The following is a 25,275-nucleotide window of genomic DNA, read 5'->3' as shown; positions in this document are numbered from 1 at the left end:
CCAGTATGACGGCCGCCGGCGCATTGCTGTAGCGTCAGAGCCGGCCGGCCTTGATGCCAGAATTCGTCGACCCCGAGCCTACTGGACCTCGTAGCCGACTTCCTCGCTGGCGTGACACAGCGCCTTCCAGAAGGAGCGCGCGAACGAGCGAAAGACGTAGATGTCGAACTGGTCGCCGCCGGTGCGTTGGATCTGGGCGAAGACATCGTGATGGGTGGTCGAGCGGCCGGCGCCGAGCGGGAAGGCCGGCAGCGCGAAATCGATGGCGAAGAACTTCGCCAGCACCCATTCGGCCTTCGGACCGGCGATGCGGATCGCGGTGCGGCCATGCGAAAGATCGGTCACCGTGCCGATGGCGGGGGTCACCACGCCCGCGAAGGCCGCGGCCAGCCCCTCGGCTTCGTCGGCTACGGTGAACTTTCCCGGTGCGAAACCGAATGCCGATTTGGCGCCATTGGTGGCGCCACCGCCGGCACCGTCGGGCAACGTAAGCCCGGTGACGGCGCGGATGCCTGATATCAGTTTCTTCTCTTCGCCCGGCCAGGCGGCGAGCTGCACGATCGAACCCGGTCTCGTCTCGGTCAGGATGACCTCGACACCATGTTCGAAATTGCCGTGCGAGCCGACATGGAATTCCGGTTCCAGCGGTGAAAGGCGCTCAACCATGCATGCGGCTCCCGTCCGGATCGTAGAAGTGGTTGGAAACGATCTCGACCGGTCCGAACCGGTTGCGCAGCGGATCGGAGACATGGGCGCGCGAGCCGTGCCTGGCCTTGCCGCCTTTGATCAGCGCCAGCGCGATGTGCTTGCCGAGCGCCGGCGAATAGCAGCAGGCCGTGATGTGGCCGATGGAGCCGTGCGGGTTGGACTCGTCAAGCTCCTCGACGAGATGCGCGCCGCCGTTGAGCGGCCTGTTGTCGAGCGAGACCAGGCCGACAAGTTCCAGCCGGTCGGGCGAGATGAGGCCCTCGCGGTCCATCATCGCCGAGCCGATAAACGGCTTCTTCTTCGACAGCATCCAGTCGAGATGCAGGTCGCGCGCCGTGGTGCGGCCGTCGATCTCGGCGCCCGTCACATGGCCTTTCTCGATGCGCATGGTGCCCAGTGCTTCCAGTCCGTAGGTTACCAGTCCGAACGGCTTGCCGGCCTCGATAAGCGCTTCCCAGACATGCGTGCCGTGGTCGGCGCCGCAATAGACCTCGAACGCCATTTCGCCGGAAAAGGACAGCCGGCAGATCATCACCGGCACGCCAGCGATCTGGCCATGCACGATGCCCATGAACGGCAGCGCCGCATTGTCGACAGCGGTGCCGGCGACGCAGCCGGCCAGGATCTGCCTGGCTTTCGGCCCGCCGATCGCGGCACCCGCCCACTGGTCGGTCACGGAGGTGACATGAACCTTGAGCTCCGGCCAGACCACATCGAGGAAATATTCCAGATGCTGCATAACCTTGCCGGCATTGGCCGTGGTGGTGGTCATCAGGAAATCCTGTTCGCCGAGCCGCCATGTGGTACCGTCGTCGAAGGCCAGTCCGTCCTCGCGCAGCATCAGCCCGTAGCGCGCCTTGCCGACGGCCAGCGTGGAAAACATGTTGGTGTAGACACGGTCGAGGAATTCGGCCGCGTCCGGACCTTGCACCGCGATCTTGCCCAGCGTCGAAACATCGACGATGCCGGCGCTTTCGCGCGTTGCCCTGGCCTCGCGTACATAGGCCTGCTCGATCGTCTCACCGGCAAGGCCGTAGATCATCGGCCGGTACCACAGGCCGGCGGAATACATGGTCGCGCCATTGGCGACATGCCAGTCATGCATCGGCGTCAGCCGTTCGGGCTTGAGGTCACCGAAGCGCTCCGCCGCCAGCGATCCGATCGAAACCGGTGCAAAGGGCGCCCGGAAGCGTGTCGTGCCGACTTCCGGGATCGGCTTGCCCAGCGCCTCGGCCATGATGGCCAGGCCGGGGACGTTGGAATTCTTGCCCTGGTCGGTCGCCATGCCGAGCGTGGTGTAGCGTTTCAGATGCTCGACCGAGACGAAGCCTTCGCGGTGCGCCAGCCGCACGTCCTCCGACGTCACGTCGTGCTGGAAGTCGACGAAGCTCTTGCCGCTGGCCCTGATCTCGAACACCGGCGCCGGATCGGGATCGCAAGCTACGGCTTCGACCGAGGGCAGTGCGGCCGGCGTGGCTTGCGCGCCTGCCGCGGCAAGGCCCGCGGCGCGGCCCTCGGTCATCGCTTCGGCGGTGGAAAAGCTGCCGGTGAAGGCGCCTGCGCCAATCCAGTTCTGCGTCGGCTTCGGCGGCAGGAAGGCTTGTCGGGCGGCATTCCACTCCGCCTTGGCGCCGGCCTGGCTGGCCAGATGGATGGTTGGCGACCAGCCCCCCGACATCAAGAGGCAGTCGGCATGGATGCTGCGGGCGTCGCCGGTGAGCGTGCCGTTGGCCATGTCGAAGCGCTGCAGCTTGACGCCGGAGAGCGCCTTGCCGCCCTCAGTGGCGATCACGGCATGGCCGGGAAAGATCTCGGCTCCGGTCTCCTCGGCCAGCTTGCGCATTTCGCCCGAAAGCTCGGGACGGACATCGACAATCGCGGCAATCCTTGCGCCGGCCTTCTTCAGCGCCAGGGCGCAGCGATAGGCGCTGTCATTGTTGGTGAACAGCGCGACCGTCTGCCCCGCCAGCACGCCGAATTCGTTGGCGTAGCGCTCCGCGGCATGCGCCAGCATCACGCCCGGGCGGTCATTGCCCGGGAATACAAGCGGCCGTTCGAAAGCGCCGGTGGCCAGCACAACCGACCGTGCGCGGATCGCCCAGTAGCGATGGCGCGGTTCGCCCTTGCCGTGTGTCTCCTTGTGATCGGTGACCCGTTCAAGGGCGGCAAGCGTATTGCTGTCGTAGTAGCCCCAGACCGTGGTGCGCGGCAGAAGCCGGACATTGTCGTAACCCTCGAGCTGGGCCACGGTTCGCCTGGCCCAGTCGGCCGCCGGCAGGTCATCGATCGTCTCGTTCGACCAGTTGGCAGAGCCGCCGAAACGCGGATCGAGTTCGGCAAGCATGACGCGCGCGCCCTGATCAGCAGCGGCCTTGGCGGCCGTCAGCCCGGCAGGGCCGGAGCCGACCACCAGCACGTCGCAAAAGGCGTTCATGCGCTCATAGCGCGCCGGGTCGGCGGCGGAACCGGCACGGCCGAGGCCGGCCGCGCGGCGGATGAAATGCTCGCAGAACATCCAGAAGCGCGTGCCCTTCAGCGGCCCGATCACCGGACCCATGAAGGTCTTGTAGTAGAAGCCGGCCGACAGGAGCTTGCCGCCGAGCTGGTTGACGGCGCTGACGTCCCAGGCCAGCGAGGGAAAACGGTTCTGGCTGACGGCGACCAACCCGTCATGAAGCTCGACCATGGTCGCCGCGATGTTGGGCTCGCGAACCTCGCCCTTCAGCACCGTCACCAGCGCGTTCGGCTCTTCCACGCCTGCTGTCAGGAGGCCGCGCGGGCGGTGGTATTTGAACGAGCGCCCGTAAAGCGTGACGCCGTTGGCCAGCAGTGCCGAAGCCAGCGTATCGCCGGCATGGCCGGTGTAGGACGCGCCATCAAAGGTGAAGCGGATGGTCTTCAGCCGGTCGATGCGGCCGCCGGTCTCGGCCCGGCGCGGGCTCACGATCTGCCCTCCGCCTTGCGACGCGCGACCGGGCCGTGATCGCCGCGTGCGAAGGCGACGCTGGAAATCTCATGCGTCAGCGTGTTGCGCACGACCCTGAGATGCGCGCGGCAGCCGCCGGAATGCTGCCAGATCTCGTTGTGGTCTCCGGCCGGGTTCAGCCGGTCATAGACATAGGCGTTCCAGGCTTCGAAGTTCTGCGAGGCGGGGTCGGGACGCTCGCGGTTGCCGTCACCCTGGTAGGTGAACTCGATGACGTCGCGCGGGCCGCAATAGGGACAAGTGATCAACATCGGATATTCCTGGTGCAGCCTTGCTCGGTGAAGCCTTGCTTGGAGAGATATTGTTCAGTGCAGTCTGGGATTGGCGCCCTGGCCTTTGTCGTCGATCACCAGGCCGCGATGGAAGCGGTCGAGCGTGAAGGGGGCGTTGAGGTCATGCGGCTCGTCCTTGGCGATGGTCCAGGCAAAGCACCAGCCGGAGGCGGGCGTCGCCTTGAAGCCGCCATAGCACCAGCCGCAGTTGAGATACATGCCGGGCAGGGGCCCGGTGGTGATGATGGGCGAGCCGTCCATCGACATGTCGCAGACGCCGCCCCAGGAGCGCAGCATGCGCACGCGGGCAAGCCCCGGGAACAGCGCCAGCATCTCGCTCATCACCTCGTCGACGATGGGCAGGTTGCCGCGCTGGGCGTAGCTGTTGTAGCCGTCGATGTCGCCGCCGTAGACGAGGCCGCCCTTGTCCGATTGCGACATGTAGAAATGGCCCATGCCGAACGTGACGACCGTATCGATGAAGGGCTTCAGCGATTCGGTGACGAAGGCCTGCAGCACATGGCTCTCGATCGGCATCGTCTCGATGCCGGCAAGCTGCATCACCCGGCCGGTGCTGCCGGCCACCGCGACCGCCACCTTCTTGGCGCGGATGTCACCGCGTGATGTGGTGACGCCGGTGATGCGGTCGCCGTCGCGCAGGAAGCCGGTGACCTCGCAATTCTCGATGATGTCGACGCCGCGCCGGTCGGCGCCGCGCGCATAGCCCCAGGCCACGGCGTCGTGGCGGGCGGTGCCGGCGCGCCGCTGCATCAGGCCGCCGACCACGGGGAAGCGTGCATCACTGGAAATATCGAGCGCGGGGATCAGGCGCTTGATTTGCGCCGGCGTCATCAGTTCGGCGTCGACACCGAGATGGCGCATGGCGTTGCCGCGCCGTGCATAGTCGTCGAACTGGGCCGGCGTGTGCGCCAGGTTCAGGCAGCCGCGCTGCGAGAACATGACGTTGTAGTTGAGATCGTGCGACAGGTTCTCCCACAGCTTCATCGAATGCTCGTAGAAGCGGGTGTTGGCGGGCAGCAGATAGTTGGAGCGCACGGCGGTGGTGTTGCGGCCGACATTGCCGGAGCCGAGCCAGCCTTTTTCCAGCACCGCGACATTGGTGATGCCGTGTTCCTTGGCGAGATAATAGGCGGTCGACAACCCGTGCCCGCCGCCACCGATGATGATGATGTCGTAGGATGCCTTCGGGTCCGGCTTGCGCCAGGCCGGCTTCCAGTCCTTGTTTCCCTTGAGCGCGTTCGCGAGCAGCGAAAGGGCCGAGTACTCTGCCATGGATATTATGTCCGTTTCGGGCGATGCGGCAGACTATAGAGCAGGCCGCACGCGCAAAGCCAATATTGCGCCATCGCCTTTCGACTGGCCGACGCTCCAGATCAGCGCAGGTGCGGTCGGATCAGGCGACGAGTCCGGGTGACGGGGTCCTTCGCCGGCGCGCTGTTGATGGAGCATTGAACGAAAAAACCCGCCTGTGCGGCGGGTCGTTGGCGCAACTCAGCACCATGACTGAATATCTACCATAGCTGCCTTCACCCAGTCAAGAAAAAATTCCTCTCACAAAGCTGCCGGCACAACGGGACTGGCGGTCGTCAGGTCTTTGTTGCCCCGAGTTCGGAGCCCTGGCGGTCGGATGCGACGGCTTGCCCCATGATATGGCCGTCTTTATCAAGGACAGGCAAATTCAATTGCCATTGCCGCCTTGAGTCGCCAACAAATCATGTTTTTCAAATTGCTTCGTCTCGTCTTGATGTTCGCGCTTGTCGTTTCGGCGCCGCTTTCGTTCGATGCGTCGGCGCAAGGGCTTGGCCAGGCGCCTGCCGGACTGGTCGCCGACCAGCAGAAAATCCTTCAGGACCTGACGACCAAGACCGATAATTTCGACAAGAAGATCCAGCAGGACGGCGACGACGACGCCACTCTCGTCGATATCCGCCTGCAACTCGAGGAACTGTCGCGGCAATCGCTGAACAGCGCGCTGGCCTTCCGCACCCGCCTTAGCGAGATCAACAGCCGGCTCGAGCAGCTTGGCCCGGCACCCGCCGCAGGCCAGCCGCCGGAACCCGACATCGTCGGCACCGAGCGCCAGGCGCTGGTCTCCGAAAAGGCCGAGATCAACGCGGTCATCGCGCAGGCGCAGACGCTGTCGATCCGCATCAGCGGGATGATCGACAAGATCGGCAACATGCGCAGCGCGCTTTTCCGCAATCTCCTGACCAAGCGCTATGTGCTGTCGGATGCGCTGAGCCCACAGGTCTTTTCCGACGCCCGCGACGAGTTCGGCAATTTCTACAAGGCGGTCTCGTCCTGGCTGAGCTTCGCCTTCAGGTTCAAGTTCCAGGCCATTCTGGCGGCAACCTTCGTGGCGCTCGGGCTGGCCTTGGTGCTTCTGGTCGGCGGCAGGCGGCTGTTTGGACGGGTGTTCGAAGCCGATCCGTCCAATGAGGACCCGTCCTATCTCAGCCGCCTGTCGGTGGCCTTCTGGTCGACATTGCTGCCGACGCTGGCGGTCGGCGCCTTTCTTGGGTCGACGATTTTCTTTTTCAACTATTACAACGTTTTGCGCGGCGACATTGGCCTTTTCCTCAACGCGCTGGCGACGGTCATCGGGGTGGTGTTCTGCGTCAATCGGCTGGCCAATGCGGCGCTCGAGCCACGGCTGCCGAACTGGCGCCTGATCCCGGTCGAATCCGGCCCGGCGCGCTGGCTGGTGCGCCTGACTACCGCCATGGCCGTGGTCATCAGCGTCAACACCTTCCTGTCCGTCATCAACGACAAGATGGGATCGCCGCTGTCGCTGACGATCGCGCGCAGTTTCGTGGCCACCATCGTCGTCGGCATCATCCTGATCCTGATGGCGATGCTGCGGCCGTTCAAGGCCCGTGACGGCAGCTGGCGGCCTTGGCCGGCATGGCTGCGCTACCTGGCGCTGGCTCTGGGACTCTTCACCATCATAGCCGCCTTGCTTGGCTATATCGGCCTTGCGCTGTTCGTCTCGCTGCAGGTGGTGGTCACCGGCACGGCGCTCGTCACCGCTTATATCGGCTTCCTGTCGGCACAGGCGATCGGCGACGAGGGCGCCTTCGCCAACACGTCGGTCGGGCGCTGGCTGTCGGCCAATTCTAGCTACGAGGACACCGCACTCGACCAGCTCGGCCTTGTCGTCAGCGTCGCCATCAATGTGATGATCGTGCTGGTCTTCCTGCCGCTGATCCTGTTGATGTGGGGCTTCCAACCGGGCGACATCCAGGCCTGGGCTTACAAACTGGCGACTGGGATTAATATCGGTTCGGTGACGATTTCGGTCACCGGCATCCTTTCGGGCATCGTCGTCTTCATCATCGGCTATTTCCTGACGCGCTGGTTCCAGGGCTGGCTCGACGGTTCGGTGATGGCGCGCGGCAAGGTCGACACGGGCGTGCGCAACTCGATCCGGCTGGCCGTCGGCTATGCCGGCGTGGCACTCGCGGCACTGATCGGCATCTCGGCGGCGGGCATCGATCTGTCCAGCCTGGCGCTGGTCGCCGGCGCGCTTTCCCTCGGCATCGGCTTTGGCCTGCAGAACGTGGTGTCGAACTTCGTCTCGGGCCTGATCCTGCTGGCCGAGCGGCCGTTCAAGGTCGGCGACTGGATCGTCGCCGGCGACATCAGCGGCACCGTCAAGAAGATCAGCGTGCGCGCCACCGAGATCGAGACCTTCCAGCGGCAGTCGGTGATCCTGCCCAATTCGAACCTGATCAACAACGCCGTCGGCAACTGGACGCACCGCAACAAGCTCGGCCGCATCGACATCAAGGTCGGCGTCGCCTATGGCAGCGACGTCAAGCAGGTGCACGCCGTCCTGCTCGAGATCGCCCGCGGTCATCCGCTGGTGCTGAAGAACCCCGAACCCTTCGTGCTGTTTTCCAATTTCGGGCCTGCCGCGCTGGAATTCGAGATCCGCCTGTTCCTGGCGGATGTGATGAACGGCAACATCGTGCAGAACGATATCCGCTTCACCGTGCTGGAGACGTTCAGCGACCAGCATATCGAGATACCCTCGACGCCACGCGCGGTCGTCGAGCCCAAGCATGCGAAGGCCTGGCCGACCGACGACGACAAGATCGAGGCCGATTTCGCCGAGCAGGAACGGGCAAAGGCGGAAGCCGCGGCCGAGGCCAAACGTCTAGCCAGATCAGGACGCAAGGCGAAGAAACCTGATCCGGATTAGATCGGCGATCGGAAGGTTTCAGGCCGTCGAAACCAATTGCGGCATGAATGCGGCATTCAGTTGCGGTTCAGCTTCCATCTCATATAAGCTCCCATGCAAAGGCGAGAATGCCTTGCGAAATGCAACAGAGGCGGTGGGAACACCGATATTGCACATGTGGAAGTCTCTCGTCGCTGCCGTCGCCTTGCTCGCCGTGAGCGGCTCGGCCCATTCCGCCAGCGCGGTCAACAAGGACGCCGAGACCCGCACGCTGATCGTGACGGAAGGTGGCAGCAAGACCGACCTGGCGTTGGCCGCCGGCGAAACCGTGGAATTTTGCCCGAATGGCTGTTTCGTCACCTTGCCCAATGGCGACCTCGAAGCCCTGACCGGCTCGGAAACGGTCGAGATCTCGGGCGGCGTCGCCCGCATCAAGTAATTTCGACGGCATGCCTTGAAAGGCCGGACATTTGTCCGGCCTTTTATTGTTTTCGGTAGCGGTTGTTTAACAATGACGCCGGAAATACCGCGGCGACAGCCGCCCACAACCGGGCGTTTTAACGTTCGTTACGCCATCTCCCCGCTATACGTCTTGCGAAGACGCCGACAAACGGCGCGGCGGGTTCGAGGCAGGGCAGGACGACATGGACGCGCGGTCCGACGGAAACGCAATACCGCTTGCGGTCGATCTCGACGGAACGCTGATCGCGACCGACCTGCTATGGGAAGGACTGTTCATCCTTCTCAAGAAGAACCCGCTCTACATTTTCCTCGTGCCTTTCTGGGCCGCCGCCGGGCCGGCCCGGCTGAAGCAAGCCATCGCCCAGCGCGTCGATATCGATCCCGCGTCGCTGCCTTACCGCGCGCCATTGCTCGACCGCATACGGGCCGAGCATGCCGAAGGCCGCAAGATCGTGCTGGCGACAGGCACGCCGCGCAAATTCGCCGACGCCATCGCTCGCCACCTCGGTGTCTTCGACAGGGTGCTGGCGACGGACGGGGTCGACAATCTGACTTCCGGCAAGAAGCGTGCCTCGCTTATTGCGGCCTATGGCGATGGCGGCTTCGATTATGCCGGCAACAGCCGCCATGATCTCAAGGTTTTCGATGCGGCACGCAGCGCGATCGTGGTGGCGCCGGATCGCCACGCCGCGCGCTGGCAGGCTGCGCATGGCGCCGAAACCATGTCGGCGCCGAAACCGACACTGCGTACCATCGTCAAAATGCTGCGCGTGCATCAGTGGCTGAAGAATTCGCTGATCGCGGTGCCGATGGTGCTGTCGCACGAATATTTCAACGCCGGCATGATCTGGGAGTGCGTGCTGGCGTTCATCTCGTTCAGCGCGGTGGCGTCGGCCATCTATATCCTCAACGATTTCTTCGACCTGGCGCTTGACCGCAAGCATGCCACCAAGCGTCACAGGCCATTCGCCAGCGGCGCGCTCTCCATCCCGTTCGGGATCGGCGCGATCGCGGTGCTGCTGGCGATCGGCATCGGCACAGGACTGTTTCTGGCGCCCGAATTCCTCGCCGTGCTCGGCGGCTACATGGCTGTCACCACGGCTTACTCGCTGTCATTCAAGCGCATGCTGCTGGTCGACGTGCTGACGCTGGCCGGCCTCTACACGATCCGCGTTCTGGCGGGCGCGGCCGCGACCGGCGTCGAGGTTTCGTTCTGGCTGCTCGCCTTCTCGATCTTCTTCTTCCTGTCGCTGGCGCTGGTGAAGCGCTTCGTCGAATTGCGCACCACGGCCATTCCACCCGGCGAGCGCATTGCCGGGCGCGGATATCGCACCGAGGACCAGGAGATCGTCGCCCAGGCCGGCATGGCTTCGGCCTTCTCCTCGGCACTGGTGCTGGCGCTCTACATGGATAGTGTTGCAGTGCGTGAGCTCTACCCGCATCCCTGGCTGATCTGGCCGCTGCCGCCGATCGTGCTTTATCTCACCATGCGGGTCTGGATCCTGGCGCGTCGCGATGAGATGCATGACGATCCGGTCGTGTTCATCATCCGCGACTGGCGCAGCCAGATCGTGGTGCTGATCGGCGCCGTGCTGCTGGTGATCGGGGGCTGGTAGACATGGCCGGCGAGCGCTTCGACAGCTTCGGGCGCGCGACGCCGCCCGCGCCCCACGCCATCGGCGTCGATGATGCTATCGTGCTGCTGAAGGGCGGCCAGGCCAGGCACGCCTCGCTGCTTGCCTATGGCAATGGCAGATCCTACGGCGATTCCTGCCAGAACGAGGCCGGCGCGGTCGTCGACATGCGGCCGTTGAACCGCATCCGCGCCTTCAATGCCGAGATCGGCCTTCTCGAAGCGGATGCGGGCGTGCTTCTGTCCGACATCATTGCCCACGCCGCGCCCTACGGCTTCTTCCCGGCAGTCGTTCCGGGCACGCAGTTCGTCACGCTCGGCGGCGCCATTGCCAACGACGTCCACGGCAAGAACCATCACCGGCGCGGCACGTTCGGCTGCCATGTCGAAAGTTTCACGCTGCTGCGGTCCAATGGAAGGACCTACCGCTGCTCCGCGACAGACAATCCGCGGTTGTTCCGGGCGACGATCGGCGGCATGGGGCTGACAGGCCTGATCCTGTCGGCCTCGATCCGGTTGATGCGGGTGCATTCCCTCGACATCATCGAGAAGGTGACACCGTTTCGCGACCTGGGCGAATTTTTCGAGCTGGCCGAGGCGGCGGACCAGGCCAATGAATATGCGGTCGCCTGGATCGATCAGCTCGCCGGCGGCCGGCGCAGCGGGCGCGGCCTGCTGTTCACGGGCAATCACGCCGAGCATGGCTCGCATACCGCCGCGCGCGCCGGCAGCAATTTCGCGGTGCCGTTCCAGCCGCCTTTCAATGTGCTCAGCCGGCCGTTCCTGAGCGCCTTCAATGCGGCCTACCGATGGCGGAAGGGCCGCTCTGCCGCGCCGCGCCAGGTCGGCTACCAGGGCTTCTTCTTCCCGCTGGACGGCGTGCGCGATTGGAACCGGCTTTACGGTCCGAACGGGCTGTTCCAGCACCAGAGCGTTGTGCCGGAAGAAGCCGCGCGTGAAGCGGTGCCGATGCTGCTCGCGGCTGCCAGGCGGGCCGGGCAGAGCTCGTTCCTCACTGTTCTGAAACGCTTCGGCGGCGTCCGATCCCCGGCGCTGCTCTCCTTCCCGCGACCTGGCTACACGCTGACGCTGGATTTCCCCAACAGGGGAGCCGCGACCCTGGCGTTGCTGGACGAACTCGACCGCATCGCCATCGGAGCCGGCGGGGCAGTCAACCCCTACAAGGATGCGCGTATGAGCGCCGCGACCTTCGCCGCGTCCTTTCCGGAGTGGTCACGGCTGGAGGCGCAGCGCGACCCGGCCTTCATGTCCGGCTTCTGGGCGCGCACAGCCAAAAACATCGACCTGCGAAGACGGGGTGCCGAGGCCGCGGAATAGATAAAATTGAAATGGATCGTGGTTAGCGATCGGTTAACGAGAAGATTTACTCAAAACGTCCTTGTGAGTTCACGAAATCTTTTCGGGTTTGTAATAGAAGGCGTCACGGGTGGGTGAGCTGACATGAAATATATCGTCTTCATTCTCTTTACGGTCATGACGAATGCGGCCGCGCAGCTGATGCTGAAGCAAGGCATGATGTCGCTTGGGCCGATCTCGTTCGAAGGCGCCAACCCGCTTATCAGGCTGTTGCAGATCGTCTTCAGCCCCTGGGTGTTCCTCGGCCTGTGCACCTTCGTCATTTCCATGGCCTCGCATCTCTACGTGCTGTCCAAGGTCGAGCTTTCCTTTGCCTATCCGTTCCTTAGCCTCGCCTATGTCGCCGTCGCGGTCTTCGCCTATTTCGTCTTTCGCGAGGACCTCAATGGCTGGCGCATCGCAGGTATCGGCTGCATCTGCGTGGGCACAGTGCTAATCGCCCAAAGCGGCCGAGACCTGGGTGACCACGGGCATGACGAGCAGACCGTTTCCATCACCTCCGACAAGATCGGCACCAGCGAGATCGTTCGATGAGACATGTGATTTTCGGCGGCGACGGCTTTGTCGGTCGCCACCTTGCCCCGAAGCTCGTGGCGGATGGCGAGGAGGTTGTCGTCGCCGACATCGTCAAGAGCGACCTGGCGCATTATCGCAACGTCGGCTTCATCCATTGCGACGTGACCGATCCCGCATCGGTGGCGGCGGTTGGGCTGAAGGCCGACGACATGATCTACAATCTGTCGGCAAAGATGCTGTCGCCGATCCAGGTGCGCGCCAAGCGGCACGATTTCTTCTTTCCGGTCAATTTCCATGGCACCGAGCATATCATGCAGGCGATGGACAAGGCCGGCGCGCCCCGGCTCGTGCATTACACGACCGACATGATCTACGGCCATACGGTCACCTTCCCGATGACCGAGGAACATCCGGTCGCGCCGCTCGGCGAATATGGCTGGTCGAAGCAGATGACCGAGGAACTGGCCGCCGAATGGCGCAAGCGCGGCATGTCGATCTCGCTGTTTCGTCCGCGCCTGATCATCGGTCCCGGCCGGCTCGGCATCCTTGAAAAACTGTTCAAGCTGATCGACTGGAACCTTCCGGTGCCGATGATCGGCTCGGGCCGGAATCCATACCAGTTCATTTCTGTTTTCGATTGTGCGGAAGCTGCCCGCGCGGCCTGGAAAGCCGGCGTACCGAACGAGGTCTATAATCTGGGTTCGCTCAACCCGCCGCCGGTCAGGAAATTGCTCGGCGACCTGATCAGGCATGCCGGTTCGAAATCGATCCTGATTCCGACGCCGGGCTGGGCGGTGAAGCGCACGCTCGATCTGCTCGACCTCATGAACCTGCCGATCATGGATCCGGAGCAATATCTGATCGCCGACGAGGAGTGCGTGCTCGACGTCTCTAAAGCGGGACGCCAGCTCGGCTGGGTGCCGCAACATCGCGACGAGGACATGCTGATCGCCGCCTACAGCGAATACCGCGCCAGGAAGGCCGGCCACGCCGTCGCCGCCAAACATGTGCCCGCCGAATAGCAGCCCGCCAACAGTTTCATCTGCGCACGATCCCCGATCCTGCGCGCGGACAGGAGATTGAAAATGACCGTCATGGCCAAGCCCGATCAGGCGAGCGCGCGCACCATGGTCAGCGCGCCGGCGCTGTCGCCAGCCACCATCGCCAAGCCTGACCTGATCAGCGTCGAGCAGGCCAAGGCGATGGACGTCGCTGCGATGACCGACCTGTTCAAGGCGCATCTCAACCCGGGCCAGCTGCATTTCATGAAGCTGCTCGGCTTCCACAAGATCAAGATCGAGCGCGCCGAGGGCATGTTCTACATCGACCAGAACGGCCGCAAGATCCTGGATTTCTTCGGCGGCTTCGGTTCGCTGGCCTTCGGCCACAACCATCCGCGCATCCTCGAAGCGCGCAAGAAATTCCAGGAGGAGAAGCGCCAGGAGATCGCCATCGCCTTCATGTCGCAATATGCGGCCGCGTTGGCCCACAACATCGCCAAATGTTCGCCCGGCGATCTCGACATGGTGTTTCTGGGCTCGTCCGGCTCGGAAGCGATGGAAGCGGCGGTAAAACTCGCCGAGCGTGCCGCCGGCCCGAAGCGGCCGAAAATCGTCTATGCCGAGAATTCCTTCCACGGCAAGACCAAGGGTGTGCTGGCGATCACCGACGGCCAGCTCTACCGCGCCGATTTCAAGGTGGCGGACAATGCGGTCCGGATTCCGTTCGCCGACATCGAAGCGGTCGAGCGCGCATTCCGCGCCGATCCCGAGATCGGCGTCATCGTGCTGGAAACCATCCAGGGCGGCGGCGGCATCATCCAGGCGCCCGCGGAATATTGGCAGAAGCTGCGCGCATTGTGCGATCAATACGGTGTGCTGTGGGTGGCCGACGAAGTGCAGTGCGGCTATGGCCGCTCCGGCCGCTTCTATGCTTTCGAACATTATGGCGTCGTTCCCGACGTGACGGCGCTCGCCAAGTCGCTCGGCGGCGGAAAGGCGGCGGTCGGCGCGATGGTCGCCAGGCGCGAGATCTATATGAAGGCCTACGGCACGCCGAAGACGGCGATGATCCATGCCATGGCGACTTTCGGCGGCATGGGCGAGGCCTGCGTCACCTCGATCGAAGCGCTCAACGTTCTCTATGACGAGGGCCTGATCGACAATGCCGCCGCTACCGGCGAGTACCTTTTGCAGCGCCTCCAGGCACTGAAGGACAAATACCCCAAGATCATCAAGGACGTCCGCGGCAAGGGGCTCATGATCGGGCTCGAGTTCCATGATTTCTCGCAGACATTGCCGACCGTGTTGCGGCCGGTGGTCAGCGTGCTTGACGACAAGCTGAAGGGCTCGCTGTCGGGCTTCGTCGGCGCGCTGCTGCTGCGTGACTATGACGTGCTCGTCGCCTTCACCGAGTACAACCGCAACGTCATCCGGCTCGAGCCGCCGCTGATCTGCCAGCGCGAGCATGTCGACCGGTTTGTCGATGCTTTCGACAGCCTTTTGTCGCGCGGCATTGTGGGAATCGTGAAGGATTTCGTCAAAAGCCAGGTTCGTTGAGCCCCACGACGATGCTGACCAAGTCGCCCACTCCGCAAAACCCGCTCGACCGGCTCACAGCGGCCGGCCTGGCGTGGGGTGAGGGGACCTATGCGCGGCTGGCGGCACCCATCGGCGCGGCGGCTTTCGCGCTCTACATCCTTTTGACGGCGCTGACGGCCTGGTTGATGCCCGATTCTAATTGGGACATGCTTCCCTATCTCGCCATATCAGAGGAAGGCACATACCCCGATGCGCAGGCGCTGCATGATTATGCCTACAACACCGTCAAGGCCGGGGTCTCGGCAGGTGACTACAAGACGCTGACCGATGATGGCGGCGGCTTCCGCAGCCACATGGCGGAGAATGCCGCCGACTTCCATTCGCTGCTCGGCATGTACCGGATCAAGTTCCTCTACGCCGAGATCCTGTCGACGCTGAGCGCGGCGATGTCGCCGGTCGAGGCGATGCGGCTGGTGCAGGTAGCCTCGGTGCTGCTGTTCGGCGCGATCACGCTGCTCTGGCTGCGCTCGGAAAAGGCCTTGGCGCTGGCGCCGGTGATCGGCGCGGTGTTGATCATGGCCGATTTCGGCGATGCGGCGCGCGCCTCGACGCCGGATCTGCTGACTTCGGCGCTGCTGCTCGGCGGGCTTTACGCCTATGTCAGGGGCCGCGAGGCGGCGACGGCGATCCTGCTCTTCCTCGCCTTCATGGTGCGGCCGGACAATATTGTCTTTCTTGCCGTTTTCGCCGTTCTGCTCATCGCCTTCCGGCAGCAGGCATGGGGTGCGCTGGTCGGTTTTGCGGCGTCCTTCGTCGCCTATTTCGCCATCTCGCACTGGGCGCATCATCCTGGCTGGTGGCCGCATCTGTGGTTCTCCAGCGTCGAGCAGCACTACAATATGGACGGGTTCGAGCCGCCGTTCTCCGTCGTTGCCTATCTCAAGGCATTTGCCGCATCGCTGCTGCGCGCCGTCAACCTGAACAGCTGGGTCGGCGTCTCGGTGCTGGCGCTGGCCGGCTGGTACGCGGTCGGCCGTGCCGGCTTCCGGATCAACCGACGCGCCGGCATTCTGTTCGCGGCGCTCGTGCTCGGCGCGCTGGCTAAATTCACCGTCTTCCCGATCCACGACACGCGCATCTATTTCCCGCATCTGGTCCCGCCATTCCTGCTGCTGGCCGCCCCTTTCATGGCGCTGTGGGCGACGATCGCCCGCGGCCAGCACCGCGCCGCCTTGCATGCCATTCCCGGAGACACGCCATGAGTTCGCTATCCAGCCTGACGCGCATCGCGCTGTCGCTTGGCCTTCCGGCTGGTTTGCTCGACCGCGGTCCGTCGCTGCGCGGCACGAAATTCCTGGCCGGGGCGGCACTGAAAGCGCGCTTCGGCGGGACAAGGCGGCCTTTCCAGATGGTCAATGTCGGTGCCTGCGACGGCGCCCTGTTCGACGACGTCACGCCGTGGCTGCATCGCATACCGGGCGCCCGTGCCCTGCTGGTCGAGCCGATCCCCTATAACCAGAAGCGCCTGCGCGCCAATTATCCCGATACCAGCCGCTTCATCATCGAGCCGGTTGCCGTCACGAAAACAAGGGGGACGATCACCGTCCACACCTTCGATGCCGCCGCGCTCGAGGCCGGCACGCTGCCGATCGAGTTCATCGGCTGCTCCTCGGTTACCGACACCAACCTGATGTCGGGCAAGAATGCCTGGGGCGAGGATGACGTGAATTTCAACAAATTCGCGCCCTATCTCAGGGACATCGAAGTGCCGTCCGAGACCTTGCAGACATTGCTCGACCGCAACGGCATCAGCCATATCGACGCCTTCCTCGTCGATTGCGAGGGCGCAGACTGGATGGTCTTCGAGCAACTCGATCTCCAACGCTACCGTCCGGGCATGATCAAGGTCGAGGTCGGCGCACTGCCCGCTCCGGAGATCGGCCAGATCGTGGTCAAGCTCAAGACCGCCGGCTACCAGGTCGGTTTCCAGGCCGAGGACATCTGGGCCTTCGCCTGACGGCAGCGATTTTCCTGATCCAAATCGGGTCGCGACGCATTCGCGGCGTGTCGCAAACAGGCGGTAGCGCGCTCATCGTCGTCTGCATATTGTGCGCCGATCAGACGGGCGCCGACGCCGCCCGCAACAGCACCTGGAGTCGCGGGCAATGGCAGAGTTTCCGAACAAGGCGAAGGTCGTCATCATCGGCCTGGGTGGCATTGTCGGCGCGTCGATCGCCCATCACCTGATCGAACGCGGCTGGGACGACATTGTCGGTATCGACAAATCAGGCATCCCGACCGACATCGGCTCGACGGCGCACGCTTCCGACTTCTGCTACACCACCAGCCACGATTTCCTGTCCTGCTGGACGACGCTCTACTCCATCGATTTCTACGAGAAGATGGGCCATTACGCGCGCATCGGCGGCCTCGAAGTCGCGCGCCTCGGCGATGACAGCCGCATGGACGAAATCAAGCGCAAGATCGCCTCGGCCAAGGCTTTTGGCACGCGCGCCCGGCTGATCGAACCGGCCGAGATCAAGGAGAAATTCCCGCTCATCGAAGAGGCAATGGTGCAGGGCGGCCTGTGGGATCCCGACGCCGGCCTGGTCATCCCGCGCTCGCAGACGGTCGCCGGCAAGCTCGTCGACCAGGCGGAAGCCTCGGGCAAGCTCAAATCCTTCGCCAACACGCCGGCCCGGTCGCTCGTTGTCAAGGACGGCCGCATCAGCGCCGTGGTGACTGACCGCGGCACCATCGAGGCCGACTACGTCATCGTCTGCGCCGGCATCTGGGGGCGGCTGATCGCCGAGATGGTGGGCGAGGACCTGCCCGTCATGCCGATCGACCATCCGCTCACCTTCTTCGGCCCCTACAACGAGTTCGCTGGCACGGGCAAGGAGATCGGCTGGCCGCTGCTGCGCGACCAGGGCAATTCCGCCTATATGCGCGACACCGGTGATCCCAAGACCGCCGAGGGCGGGCAGATCGAGTGGGGTTACTACGAAGAGACCAATCCACGCCTTTGCCATCCGCGCGACCTGCTCGAGAAGGACCAGGCCCGGCTTTCGCCTTCGCAGCGCGACCTCGACATGGAGCAGATCCTGGCGCCGCTGGAGCGCGCCATGGAACTGACGCCGATCCTGGGCGAACTCGGCTACAACGAAAGCCATTCCTTCAACGGCCTGCTGCAGGTGACGGCGGATGGCGGTCCGTCCATGGGCGAGAGCCAGAAGGTGAGGGGGCTGTGGTATGCCGTCGCCATCTGGGTCAAGGACGGCCCCGGCATGGGCAAGCTCATCGCCGACTGGATGACGGACGGCCGCACCTCGATCGACCATCACGCCATCGACTATGCGCGCTTCTATCCGCACCAGACCAAGGAGCAGTTCATCTGGGATCGCTGCACCGAGACGGCGATGAAGGTCTACAATCCTGCCGTGCATCCGCGCGAGCCCTTCTCCAAGGGCCGCAATATCAGGCGCTCGCCGTTCTGGGAGCGCGAGAAGGAACTCGGCGGCTATTTCATGGAGCTGGGCGGCTGGGAGCGCGCGCACGGCTATGCCGCCAACGAGCATCTTCTGGAGAAATACGCCAACCGGGTGCCGGTGCGCGAGAACGAATGGGACAACCGCCATTTCTGGCGCGTGTCCAATGCCGAGCATCTGGCGATGAGCGAAGACTGCGGCATCGTCAACCTGTCGCACTTTTCGATGTATGACATCGAGGGACCCGACCACGTCGCGCTGCTGGAGTGGCTGTGCGCGGCCAAGATCGGCGGCGACAACAATATCGGCAAGGGCATCTACACCCACTTCCTCGACGAGGAAGGCATGGTGCGCGCCGACTTCACGGTCATCCGCATGGCCGACCGCTGCCGTTTGATCGATGGCGCAGACGCCGGCCCGCGCGACTTCCAGTACATGCGCCGCACCGCGCAGGATAAAGGTTTCGATGTCACCATCACCGATGTGACGGAAAAATACGTCACCATCGGCATCTGGGGCCCGAACGCGCGAGCAACCCTGCAAAAGGTGGTCGAGAATCCCGAGGGCCTTGCGCTGGAGAATTTCCCGTTCGCCGCGATCAAGCCGATCCGGATCGCCGGCAAGGACGTCACCGCCTTCCGCATCTCCTATGTCGGCGAACAGGGATGGGAACTGCACATGCGCTACGAGGACGGCCTGGCCGTCTGGGATGCGCTGCGCTCGACCGGCGTCATGCCGTTCGGCGTCGAGACCTATGCCAATACGCGGCGCATGGAAAAGAGCCTGCGTTTGCAGAATGCCGATCTGCTCACCGAGTACAACCTGCTCGAGGCCGATCTTGCCCGCCCGAAAGTCAAGGAGAACGACTTCTGCGGCAAGGCCAAGCACCTGGAATACCGCGCCCGCGAGCACCAGCCGGCGATGCTGTGCACGCTGGTGATGACCGAAAACACCGATTCCAAGGGTGTGGCGCGTTATCCGGTGGGCACGATGCCGGTGCTGGACCCCGAGACCGGCGAGACGTTGGTCGACGAACTCGGCCGCCGTTCCTTCACCACGTCGGTCGCCTACGGCCCGACCATCGGCAAGAACATCGCGCTCGCCTATCTGCCATGGGCCTATGCCCAAGAGGGCCGCAAGCTGAAGGTGGAGTATTTCGGCGAGACCTATCCGGTCGAAGTCGCTGGTGTCGGCTACAAGCCGCTCTACGATCCGGAGAATCTGAAGCCGAGAAGCTAGGCAACCTCCCAGCAGGACTCGTGAGCAAATTTTTGGATAAGCCCGGCGGCCAAGGTCGGGCTTTTCTCTTTTTCGGCTGGCGATTCTGGCTTACCCTGCGGCATGTCTGCTTTTGCTCGCGCAAGACATCTGCTTTCAGGCGCCGCCGCCCTGGCGCTGATGCTGTGGCTGGCCCCGGTGTCGCTCGCGGACGAACCCGTCGACGTCGAACTGGTGCTGGCGGTCGACGTCTCGCTGTCCATGTCGGCGGACGAGCTCGAGATCCAGCGTCGCGGCTACGCGGCTGCATTGACGCACGATCATGTGCTGCAAGCCATCGCCGCCGGCGCTTATGGCAGGATCGCCGTTACTTATGTCGAATGGGCTGGCACCAACTCGCAGCACGTCATCGTGCCGTGGACGGTGATCTCCACTCGCGCCGACGCCGAGCAGGTGGTGGCGCGGCTGTCCGCCCAGCCTCCCAACAGCGCGCGGCGCACGTCTATCTCCGGCGCGCTGGAATTCGGCGCGGACCTTTTCGCAGAAAGTGGCTTTCAAGGGACGAAGCGGGTCATCGATATTTCCGGCGACGGCCCCAACAACCAGGGCGCGCCGGTCGATATCATCCGCGACGAGGTGGTCAAGCAAGGCATCGTCATAAACGGCTTGCCGCTGATGACCCGCGGCGGTTTCACCAGCGCCTACGATGTCAACGATCTCGACCGCTATTACAGCGACTGCGTCATCGGCGGTCCCGGAGCCTTCATGGTTCCGGTCAACGACTGGACGCAGTTTCCCGAAGCTATCCGCCGCAAGCTTGTGCTTGAGCTCGCCGGCCCGGCCTCGCCGCGGTCGGTTGACCAGGCCAATCGTCCGCCGGTGGTGCTGGCGCAGGCCGAACAAACCAGCGATTGCCTGGTCGGCGAAAAGATGTGGCGCAACCGCAATTGGATGCTCGATAGCCGCTGAGAAATTCCAGAAAAAGCGCATAGCGCTTTGCCGGTACGCGCGTAACGCTTTCCCTTTGGAATTGATTGAAAAAAATAGTTAAAGCGGTTCGGCGTTTCCGTGAAATGCCGAACTGTTCCAGGCTTGCCAGTCCGGCAGAAGCAGTGGCAAACTGATCTTGCCGCGCCATCCGGCGGGCGGGGTGACGCGGTCAAACCGAGGAAACACCAGATGAGACGTCTAGCTATCCTGACTGCGGTCGCGTCCATGCTTTACGCCGACGGCGCCAGCGCCCAATACGACGATCAGGCCGCCTGCATCATGTTCGAAAATGGCAATTTTCGCGGACGGTCGATCGCGCTCGGGGCCGACGATTCGGTCAATTTTCGCGGCCGCGAGTTCTGGAACGACCGCGTGTCGTCGGTGATCGTTCGCCGAGGCTGCACTCTCGTTGCCTATGAGGATTCGCGCAGGGGAGGCCGATCGATCGAGATCAGGCGCAGGGTCCGCGATTTCGGCGGTAGCGACTGGAACGACCGAATCTCGTCCGCGGAGTGCTACTGCGACCAGTATTGACGACAAGGTCCTCGGCCTTGCCGTTTTGTGGCGGCAAGGCGAACCTTCGTCGCCGACGATGTGGGCAAACACGGCCCTGTTCATTGACAGCCGGGCGGCGTCCGTGAACATTCCCCCAGAGAAAACAAAGGGGAACTGACATGAACAGGACCATTATCCTTACGCTGGCGCTTGCCGCCGGCTTGTCCGCGCCGGCGACGGCCGCCACATCGGTCACTATCGGGATCAGCGGCTGGACCGGCTTCGCGCCGCTAACGCTCGCCAAACAGGCGGGACTCTTCGAGAAGCACGGCCTCGACGTGACCTTGAAGAAAGTGCCGCAGGCCAGCCGCCCGCTCGCCATCGCCAGCGGCGACCTGCAATGCGCCGCCACCACGGTCGAGACGTGGCAGGTGTGGAACGCCAGCGGCGTGACCACCAAGCAGATCTTCCAGCTCGACAAATCCTACGGCGCCGACGGCATCGTGGTGCGCAACGACATCAAGACCGTCGCCGACCTCAAGGGCAAGACTGTCGCGTCCTCGGCGCCGGGCACCTCGCCCTATTTCCTGCTGGCCTGGGTGCTGAACAAGAACGGCATGTCGACAAAGGATGTCACGGTCGTCAATCTCGAGCCGGACGCGGCGGCGCAGGCCTTCCTTGCCGGCCAGAACGACGCGGCCGTCACCTATGAGCCGTTCATCTCGGCGGTGCGCGACAAGGCCGACCAGGGCCACATATTGGCGACCACGCTCGATTACCCGATGGTGCTCGACACGGTCGGCTGCACGCCCGAATTCCTCAAAGCCAATCCGGACGCCGCCAAGGCGCTTGCCGACAGCTATTTCGACGCGCTCGACCTGATCAAGAAGGACCCGCAGAAATCCTACGGCATCATGGGCGCGGACGTGAAACAGTCGGCCAAGGAGTTCGAGGATTCGGCGAAGTACCTGAAATGGGCCGACCGGGCGGAGAACAAGCAGTTCTTCACCAAGGAGTTCCAGGATTTCTCCAAGACCGCCGGCGAGCTTCTGCTGCAGATGGGGCTGATCAAGGAAGCGCCTGACGTCTCCACGCTGGCCGATACCAGCGCCGTGGCGAACTGAGCGGCCGCTGTCTTGCGGCGGCGCCCCGCGCCGCCGTTTCGCTTCCACAAGGACCGTTGTAAATGCCGCGCCCCCTGCATCCGATCTCGCCGGGCACGCGAACCGTGCTCGGCATTTCCTTCTTCGTGCTGTTCGTCGTTTTCTGGGCGTGGATCACGCTTGGCGGCCACGTCAACCGCATCTTTCTCGCCGATCCGCTGTCGATGCTGCGGGATGGCTGGCGGCTGCTGGTCGAGGACCGGTTCTGGCTCGACATACTGATCACCATCTGGCGCGTCTTCGGCGGCTTTGTGCTGGCATCGGCCGTCGCCGTGCCGCTGGGCATAGCGATGGGCGCGTGGAAACCTGTCGAGGCGTTCCTGGAGCCGTTCGTCTCCTTCGCCCGCTACCTGCCGGCCTCGGCCTTCATTCCGCTGCTCATCCTTTGGGCCGGCATAGGCGAACTGGAGAAGCTGCTGGTCATCTTCGTCGGCTCCGTGTTCCAGATCATCCTGATCATCGCGGTAAAGGTCGGCTCAACGCGCCGCGATCTCGTCGAGGCGGCCTACACGCTCGGCTCCACGGACAACGGCATCGTCAAGCGTGTAATCATGCCCGCCAATGCGCCCGAGATCGCCGAGACGCTGCGGCTGGTGCTCGGCTGGGCTTGGACCTATGTCATCGTCGCTGAACTGATCGGCTCGTCGTCGGGCATCGGCTACATGATCATCAACAGCCAGTCGCGACTGGCAACCGGCCAGATCATCTTCGGCATCATCGTCATCGGGCTGATCGGGCTGTTGTCCGATCTTGCCTTCAAGGCGCTTAATCGCTGGCTCTTCCCATGGAGCCTGGCATGAGCAAGCTTCTCATCGAGGGCGTCTCGCGCACGTTCGCCGGCGTGCGCGGCGGCTCACCGGTCCAGGCGCTGATGCCTGTCGACCTGGCGGTCGCGGCCAATGATTTCATCACCATCCTGGGACCTTCGGGATGCGGGAAGTCGACGCTCTTGCGCATCGTCGCCGGGCTGGAGGCGCCGAGCGAAGGGCGCGTGCTGCTCGACGGCAAAGCGGTGATCCGGCCGGGGCCGGATCGCGGCATGGTCTTCCAGTCCTATACGCTGTTCCCTTGGCTGACGGTCGCCGAAAACATCGCCTTCGGCCTGCGCGAACGCGGCATGGCCGAGCGGGAGAGGGGCGAAATCGTCGCCTCCTATATCGACCTCGTCGGGCTGAAGGGCTTCGAGAACCACTGGCCGAAGCAACTTTCCGGCGGCATGCAGCAGCGCACGGCGATCGCCAGGGCGCTGGCCAATGACCCCGCGATCCTTTTGCTGGACGAGCCGTTCGGCGCGCTCGACAACCAGACGCGCGGGCTCATGCAGGAGTTGCTGCTCGGCATCTGGGAACGGCGCAAGAAGACGGTTCTGTTCGTCACCCACGACATCGAGGAGGCGATCTTCATGGCATCGCGCGTGGTGGTGATGACGGCCAGGCCCGGCCGGATCAAGTCGGACGTCGCCATCGACCTGCCGCACCCGCGCCACTACACGCTGAAGACCAGTCCGGAATTCTCCGTGTTGAAGGCGCGGCTGACCGAGGACATCCGCGTCGAGGCGATGCGGTCGACAGAGGTGCTCTGAGGCGCGCCTCTATGCCGCCAGCAGCTGCTTGCGGTCGACGCGCTCCTGCTGCGGCGAGCGGGCGTAGAGCTCGCGGTAGCATTTCGAGAAATGCGAGGCCGAGACGAAGCCGCAGGCGACCGCCACCTCGACCACCGGCATCGAGGACTGGATCAAGAGATGCCTTGCACGGTCGAGGCGGATTTCGAGGTAGTAACGGGCCGGCGAGCGTCCCATCTCGGTGCGGAACAGCCGCTCGATCTGGCGACGCGACAGGTCGACATGGTCGGCGATCTCGATCAGCGACAGCGGCTCCGACAGATTGCCTTCCATCAGTTCGATGATGGTCAGCACTTTCGAGTTCTGTACGCCGAGCCGGGCGCGCAGCGGCAGGCGCTGGCGGTCGGTGGGGCTGCGCACACGGTCGGTCAGCACCTGTTCGCAGACGCGGTTGACGAGATTCTCGTCGAAATCGTCGCCGATCAGCTTCAGCATCATGTCGAGCGCGGCGGTGCCGCCGGCGCAGGTGTAGATGTTCTGGTCGATCTCGAACAGGTCGGCAAAGACATTGGCCTTCGGGAATGCCTCGGAGAAGCCGGGCAGGTTCTCCCAATGGATGGCGCAGCGCTTGTTGGACAACAGGCCGGCAGCGGCCAGAACATGCGCTCCGGTGCACAGGCCGCCGACGGAGACGCCGCGATTGTATTCCTCGCGCAGCCAGGCAAAGGCGGACTTGTTCTGATAGCGCTCGACATTGGTGCCGCTACAGACGATGGCCATGTTGGGGCGATCCGGCCCTCCCATCTTCCTGCGCTCCTCCTCCAGCGAGGTGTTGACCGCGCATTCGACACCGTTCGAAGCGCGCACCGGCTTGCCGTCGATGCTGGCGAGGCGCCATCGATAGGCCTCGTAGCCGAGCATGCGATTGGCCGAGCGCAGCGGGTCGAGCGCCGTCGCAAAGGCGATCATGGTGAAGTCGGGAATGAGAAAAAATACAAACGATCGCTTGATCGGATGCTTAACGGCGTTCACGGGAACCTCACGCAGCCATGGCGCGAACAGAATGTCGCGAATAGCATAGCGACAACAGGAAAAACCATCCTTGTCAATCGGCTAAGGAGCTTTAGCAAGATTTAATTTGCGACATGGGTCGCAAATGAGCAATCGTGTTGCGATGCCGCGCAGCCGCGGCGCCGTCCATGATGGAAGCGCCGTCAGGGGTGTGCAAACAAACGCCGCCTCGGCGGAACCGGGCGGCGTCATCTATTCAGGCAGCGCGAGGGAGCGCTGCCTGCGGGATCGGTTCAGGCGACAAAACCGAGGCGTGCGGCAGCCATGGCGCCGGTCTGGCCGGGCATGGTGTTGGCAAGGCGCTGGCGCTCGAGGGCCGTGGTCAGGTTCATTTCGCGGCGAGGGAAAAGGCGGGCAAAAAGCTTCATGTTCATCTCCAATCGGTTGCTCAGACGGGTCGCCTTCGCTTGATGGAGTGGGGCAGCTCGTTTGCTGGCGTGGATATAGGCTTGTGTAAGTAAAAACTAAATCGCAAAAGCGAAGCACTTGATATGAAAAGCGACACGCAAGGCGGGAGCCTTTGTAGGCACTCCCGGATTTTTCGTTAGCTTACAAAGCGTTAGCTCAAAACGCAGCCGCTATGCGGCTTGT

General features: G+C 63.6%; 21 protein-coding genes. 15 read left to right on the top strand and 6 right to left on the bottom strand.

Going from position 1 to position 25,275, the window contains the following annotated elements; genetic code table 11:
• Positions 1-78: 78 nt before the first annotated feature.
• Genes FJ986_RS17620 through FJ986_RS17605 form a run of 4 tightly spaced genes read right to left on the bottom strand, consistent with a single transcriptional unit; the run spans position 79 to position 5,259 of the window.
• Positions 79-666: a sarcosine oxidase subunit gamma gene (locus FJ986_RS17620; RefSeq protein WP_140559599.1), complete on the bottom strand. Its 588-nt coding sequence runs from the start codon at positions 664-666 to the stop codon at positions 79-81.
• Positions 659-3,652, bottom strand: a complete 2,994-nt coding sequence (locus FJ986_RS17615) for a sarcosine oxidase subunit alpha (protein WP_140675249.1) — start codon at positions 3,650-3,652, stop codon at positions 659-661. Before FJ986_RS17615 ends, FJ986_RS17620 begins: the two co-directional genes overlap by 8 nt.
• Complete coding sequence (locus FJ986_RS17610; RefSeq protein WP_140516363.1) at positions 3,649-3,945, bottom strand: sarcosine oxidase subunit delta; 297 nt, start codon at positions 3,943-3,945, stop codon at positions 3,649-3,651. The genes FJ986_RS17615 and FJ986_RS17610 overlap by 4 nt, the downstream gene beginning before the upstream one ends.
• 54 nt (positions 3,946-3,999) lie before the next feature.
• On the bottom strand, positions 4,000-5,259 hold the full coding sequence (locus FJ986_RS17605; protein WP_140675246.1) for a sarcosine oxidase subunit beta: 1,260 nt from the start codon (positions 5,257-5,259) through the stop codon (positions 4,000-4,002).
• A 442-nt stretch (positions 5,260-5,701) separates the two neighbouring features.
• On the opposite strand from FJ986_RS17605, the gene FJ986_RS17600 reads away from it, so the two are divergent.
• From FJ986_RS17600 to FJ986_RS17530, 15 genes are all read left to right on the top strand, one after another.
• Entirely contained in the window at positions 5,702-8,191 is a 2,490-nt protein-coding gene (locus FJ986_RS17600) for a mechanosensitive ion channel family protein (RefSeq protein ID WP_140675243.1), read from the top strand.
• A gap of 154 nt (positions 8,192-8,345) precedes the next feature.
• Complete coding sequence (locus tag FJ986_RS17595; RefSeq protein ID WP_140521120.1) at positions 8,346-8,609, top strand: hypothetical protein; 264 nt, start codon at positions 8,346-8,348, stop codon at positions 8,607-8,609.
• 205 nt (positions 8,610-8,814) lie between these two features.
• Positions 8,815-10,248: a UbiA family prenyltransferase gene (locus tag FJ986_RS17590; RefSeq protein ID WP_140670261.1), complete on the top strand. Its 1,434-nt coding sequence runs from the start codon at positions 8,815-8,817 to the stop codon at positions 10,246-10,248.
• Positions 10,249-10,250: 2 nt separating this feature from the next.
• Positions 10,251-11,603 (top strand): FAD-binding oxidoreductase, encoded by a 1,353-nt coding sequence (locus FJ986_RS17585; protein WP_140670263.1) that lies wholly within the window; start codon positions 10,251-10,253, stop codon positions 11,601-11,603.
• A gap of 123 nt (positions 11,604-11,726) precedes the next feature.
• The gene (locus FJ986_RS17580) at positions 11,727-12,176 is read left to right on the top strand and encodes an EamA family transporter (protein WP_140521117.1); all 450 of its coding nucleotides are present in this window, start codon (positions 11,727-11,729) and stop codon (positions 12,174-12,176) included.
• Positions 12,173-13,180, top strand: coding sequence for an NAD(P)-dependent oxidoreductase (locus tag FJ986_RS17575; RefSeq protein WP_140670265.1), 1,008 nt, complete (start codon positions 12,173-12,175; stop codon positions 13,178-13,180). The genes FJ986_RS17580 and FJ986_RS17575 overlap by 4 nt, the downstream gene beginning before the upstream one ends.
• Positions 13,181-13,285: 105 nt before the next feature.
• Positions 13,286-14,716 carry an aspartate aminotransferase family protein gene (locus FJ986_RS17570; RefSeq protein WP_224681054.1) on the top strand — a complete coding sequence of 477 codons (1,431 nt, stop codon included), beginning with the start codon at positions 13,286-13,288 and terminating at the stop codon, positions 14,714-14,716.
• 11 nt (positions 14,717-14,727) lie between these two features.
• Positions 14,728-15,960: a DUF2029 domain-containing protein gene (locus tag FJ986_RS17565; RefSeq protein WP_140670269.1), complete on the top strand. Its 1,233-nt coding sequence runs from the start codon at positions 14,728-14,730 to the stop codon at positions 15,958-15,960.
• Positions 15,957-16,715 carry an FkbM family methyltransferase gene (locus tag FJ986_RS17560; protein WP_140670271.1) on the top strand — a complete coding sequence of 253 codons (759 nt, stop codon included), beginning with the start codon at positions 15,957-15,959 and terminating at the stop codon, positions 16,713-16,715. Before FJ986_RS17565 ends, FJ986_RS17560 begins: the two co-directional genes overlap by 4 nt.
• Positions 16,716-16,863: 148 nt before the next feature.
• The gene (locus FJ986_RS17555) at positions 16,864-19,425 is read left to right on the top strand and encodes an FAD-dependent oxidoreductase (protein ID WP_140675241.1); all 2,562 of its coding nucleotides are present in this window, start codon (positions 16,864-16,866) and stop codon (positions 19,423-19,425) included.
• Positions 19,426-19,527: 102 nt separating this feature from the next.
• Complete coding sequence (locus FJ986_RS17550) at positions 19,528-20,373, top strand: DUF1194 domain-containing protein (protein ID WP_140564158.1); 846 nt, start codon at positions 19,528-19,530, stop codon at positions 20,371-20,373.
• A 210-nt stretch (positions 20,374-20,583) separates the two neighbouring features.
• The gene (locus FJ986_RS17545) at positions 20,584-20,928 is read left to right on the top strand and encodes a peptidase inhibitor family I36 protein (protein ID WP_140495638.1); all 345 of its coding nucleotides are present in this window, start codon (positions 20,584-20,586) and stop codon (positions 20,926-20,928) included.
• Positions 20,929-21,068: 140 nt separating this feature from the next.
• Positions 21,069-22,013, top strand: coding sequence for an ABC transporter substrate-binding protein (locus FJ986_RS17540; protein WP_140555034.1), 945 nt, complete (start codon positions 21,069-21,071; stop codon positions 22,011-22,013).
• A gap of 62 nt (positions 22,014-22,075) precedes the next feature.
• Entirely contained in the window at positions 22,076-22,852 is a 777-nt protein-coding gene (locus FJ986_RS17535) for an ABC transporter permease (RefSeq protein WP_140495640.1), read from the top strand.
• Positions 22,849-23,634, top strand: coding sequence for an ABC transporter ATP-binding protein (locus FJ986_RS17530; protein ID WP_140675238.1), 786 nt, complete (start codon positions 22,849-22,851; stop codon positions 23,632-23,634). Before FJ986_RS17535 ends, FJ986_RS17530 begins: the two co-directional genes overlap by 4 nt.
• A gap of 9 nt (positions 23,635-23,643) precedes the next feature.
• Here FJ986_RS17530 and FJ986_RS17525 read toward each other — a convergent pair whose 3' ends face one another.
• Positions 23,644-24,645, bottom strand: a complete 1,002-nt coding sequence (locus FJ986_RS17525) for a GlxA family transcriptional regulator (RefSeq protein WP_140495642.1) — start codon at positions 24,643-24,645, stop codon at positions 23,644-23,646.
• Between the two features lie 272 nt (positions 24,646-24,917).
• Positions 24,918-25,052 carry a hypothetical protein gene (locus tag FJ986_RS31095; RefSeq protein ID WP_127853696.1) on the bottom strand — a complete coding sequence of 45 codons (135 nt, stop codon included), beginning with the start codon at positions 25,050-25,052 and terminating at the stop codon, positions 24,918-24,920.
• Positions 25,053-25,275: the final 223 nt, after the last annotated feature.

This window comes from Mesorhizobium sp. B1-1-1, from assembly GCF_006442955.1.
Taxonomy (GTDB): domain Bacteria; phylum Pseudomonadota; class Alphaproteobacteria; order Rhizobiales; family Rhizobiaceae; genus Mesorhizobium.
The sequence above is the reverse complement of the archived record's forward strand: the minus strand, read 5'-3'. Positions and strand labels throughout refer to the sequence as shown.

Bases quoted from the DNA above. Each gene is read 5' to 3' on its own strand.
- FJ986_RS17620 (WP_140559599.1), bottom strand. From the start codon at position 666: ATGGTTGAGCGCCTTTCACCGCTGGAACCGGAATTCCATGTCGGCTCG.
- FJ986_RS17605 (WP_140675246.1), bottom strand. From the start codon at position 5,259: ATGGCAGAGTACTCGGCCCTTTCGCTGCTCGCGAACGCGCTCAAGGGA.
- FJ986_RS17595 (WP_140521120.1), top strand. From the start codon at position 8,346: ATGTGGAAGTCTCTCGTCGCTGCCGTCGCCTTGCTCGCCGTGAGCGGC.
- FJ986_RS31095 (WP_127853696.1), bottom strand. From the start codon at position 25,052: ATGAAGCTTTTTGCCCGCCTTTTCCCTCGCCGCGAAATGAACCTGACC.
- FJ986_RS17590 (WP_140670261.1), top strand. From the start codon at position 8,815: ATGGACGCGCGGTCCGACGGAAACGCAATACCGCTTGCGGTCGATCTC.
- FJ986_RS17560 (WP_140670271.1), top strand. From the start codon at position 15,957: ATGAGTTCGCTATCCAGCCTGACGCGCATCGCGCTGTCGCTTGGCCTT.
- FJ986_RS17555 (WP_140675241.1), top strand. From the start codon at position 16,864: ATGGCAGAGTTTCCGAACAAGGCGAAGGTCGTCATCATCGGCCTGGGT.
- FJ986_RS17610 (WP_140516363.1), bottom strand. From the start codon at position 3,945: ATGTTGATCACTTGTCCCTATTGCGGCCCGCGCGACGTCATCGAGTTC.
- FJ986_RS17545 (WP_140495638.1), top strand. From the start codon at position 20,584: ATGAGACGTCTAGCTATCCTGACTGCGGTCGCGTCCATGCTTTACGCC.
- FJ986_RS17535 (WP_140495640.1), top strand. From the start codon at position 22,076: ATGCCGCGCCCCCTGCATCCGATCTCGCCGGGCACGCGAACCGTGCTC.
- FJ986_RS17530 (WP_140675238.1), top strand. From the start codon at position 22,849: ATGAGCAAGCTTCTCATCGAGGGCGTCTCGCGCACGTTCGCCGGCGTG.
- FJ986_RS17570 (WP_224681054.1), top strand. From the start codon at position 13,286: ATGGTCAGCGCGCCGGCGCTGTCGCCAGCCACCATCGCCAAGCCTGAC.
- FJ986_RS17550 (WP_140564158.1), top strand. From the start codon at position 19,528: ATGTCTGCTTTTGCTCGCGCAAGACATCTGCTTTCAGGCGCCGCCGCC.
- FJ986_RS17565 (WP_140670269.1), top strand. From the start codon at position 14,728: ATGCTGACCAAGTCGCCCACTCCGCAAAACCCGCTCGACCGGCTCACA.
- FJ986_RS17575 (WP_140670265.1), top strand. From the start codon at position 12,173: ATGAGACATGTGATTTTCGGCGGCGACGGCTTTGTCGGTCGCCACCTT.
- FJ986_RS17585 (WP_140670263.1), top strand. From the start codon at position 10,251: ATGGCCGGCGAGCGCTTCGACAGCTTCGGGCGCGCGACGCCGCCCGCG.
- FJ986_RS17540 (WP_140555034.1), top strand. From the start codon at position 21,069: ATGAACAGGACCATTATCCTTACGCTGGCGCTTGCCGCCGGCTTGTCC.
- FJ986_RS17600 (WP_140675243.1), top strand. From the start codon at position 5,702: ATGTTTTTCAAATTGCTTCGTCTCGTCTTGATGTTCGCGCTTGTCGTT.
- FJ986_RS17580 (WP_140521117.1), top strand. From the start codon at position 11,727: ATGAAATATATCGTCTTCATTCTCTTTACGGTCATGACGAATGCGGCC.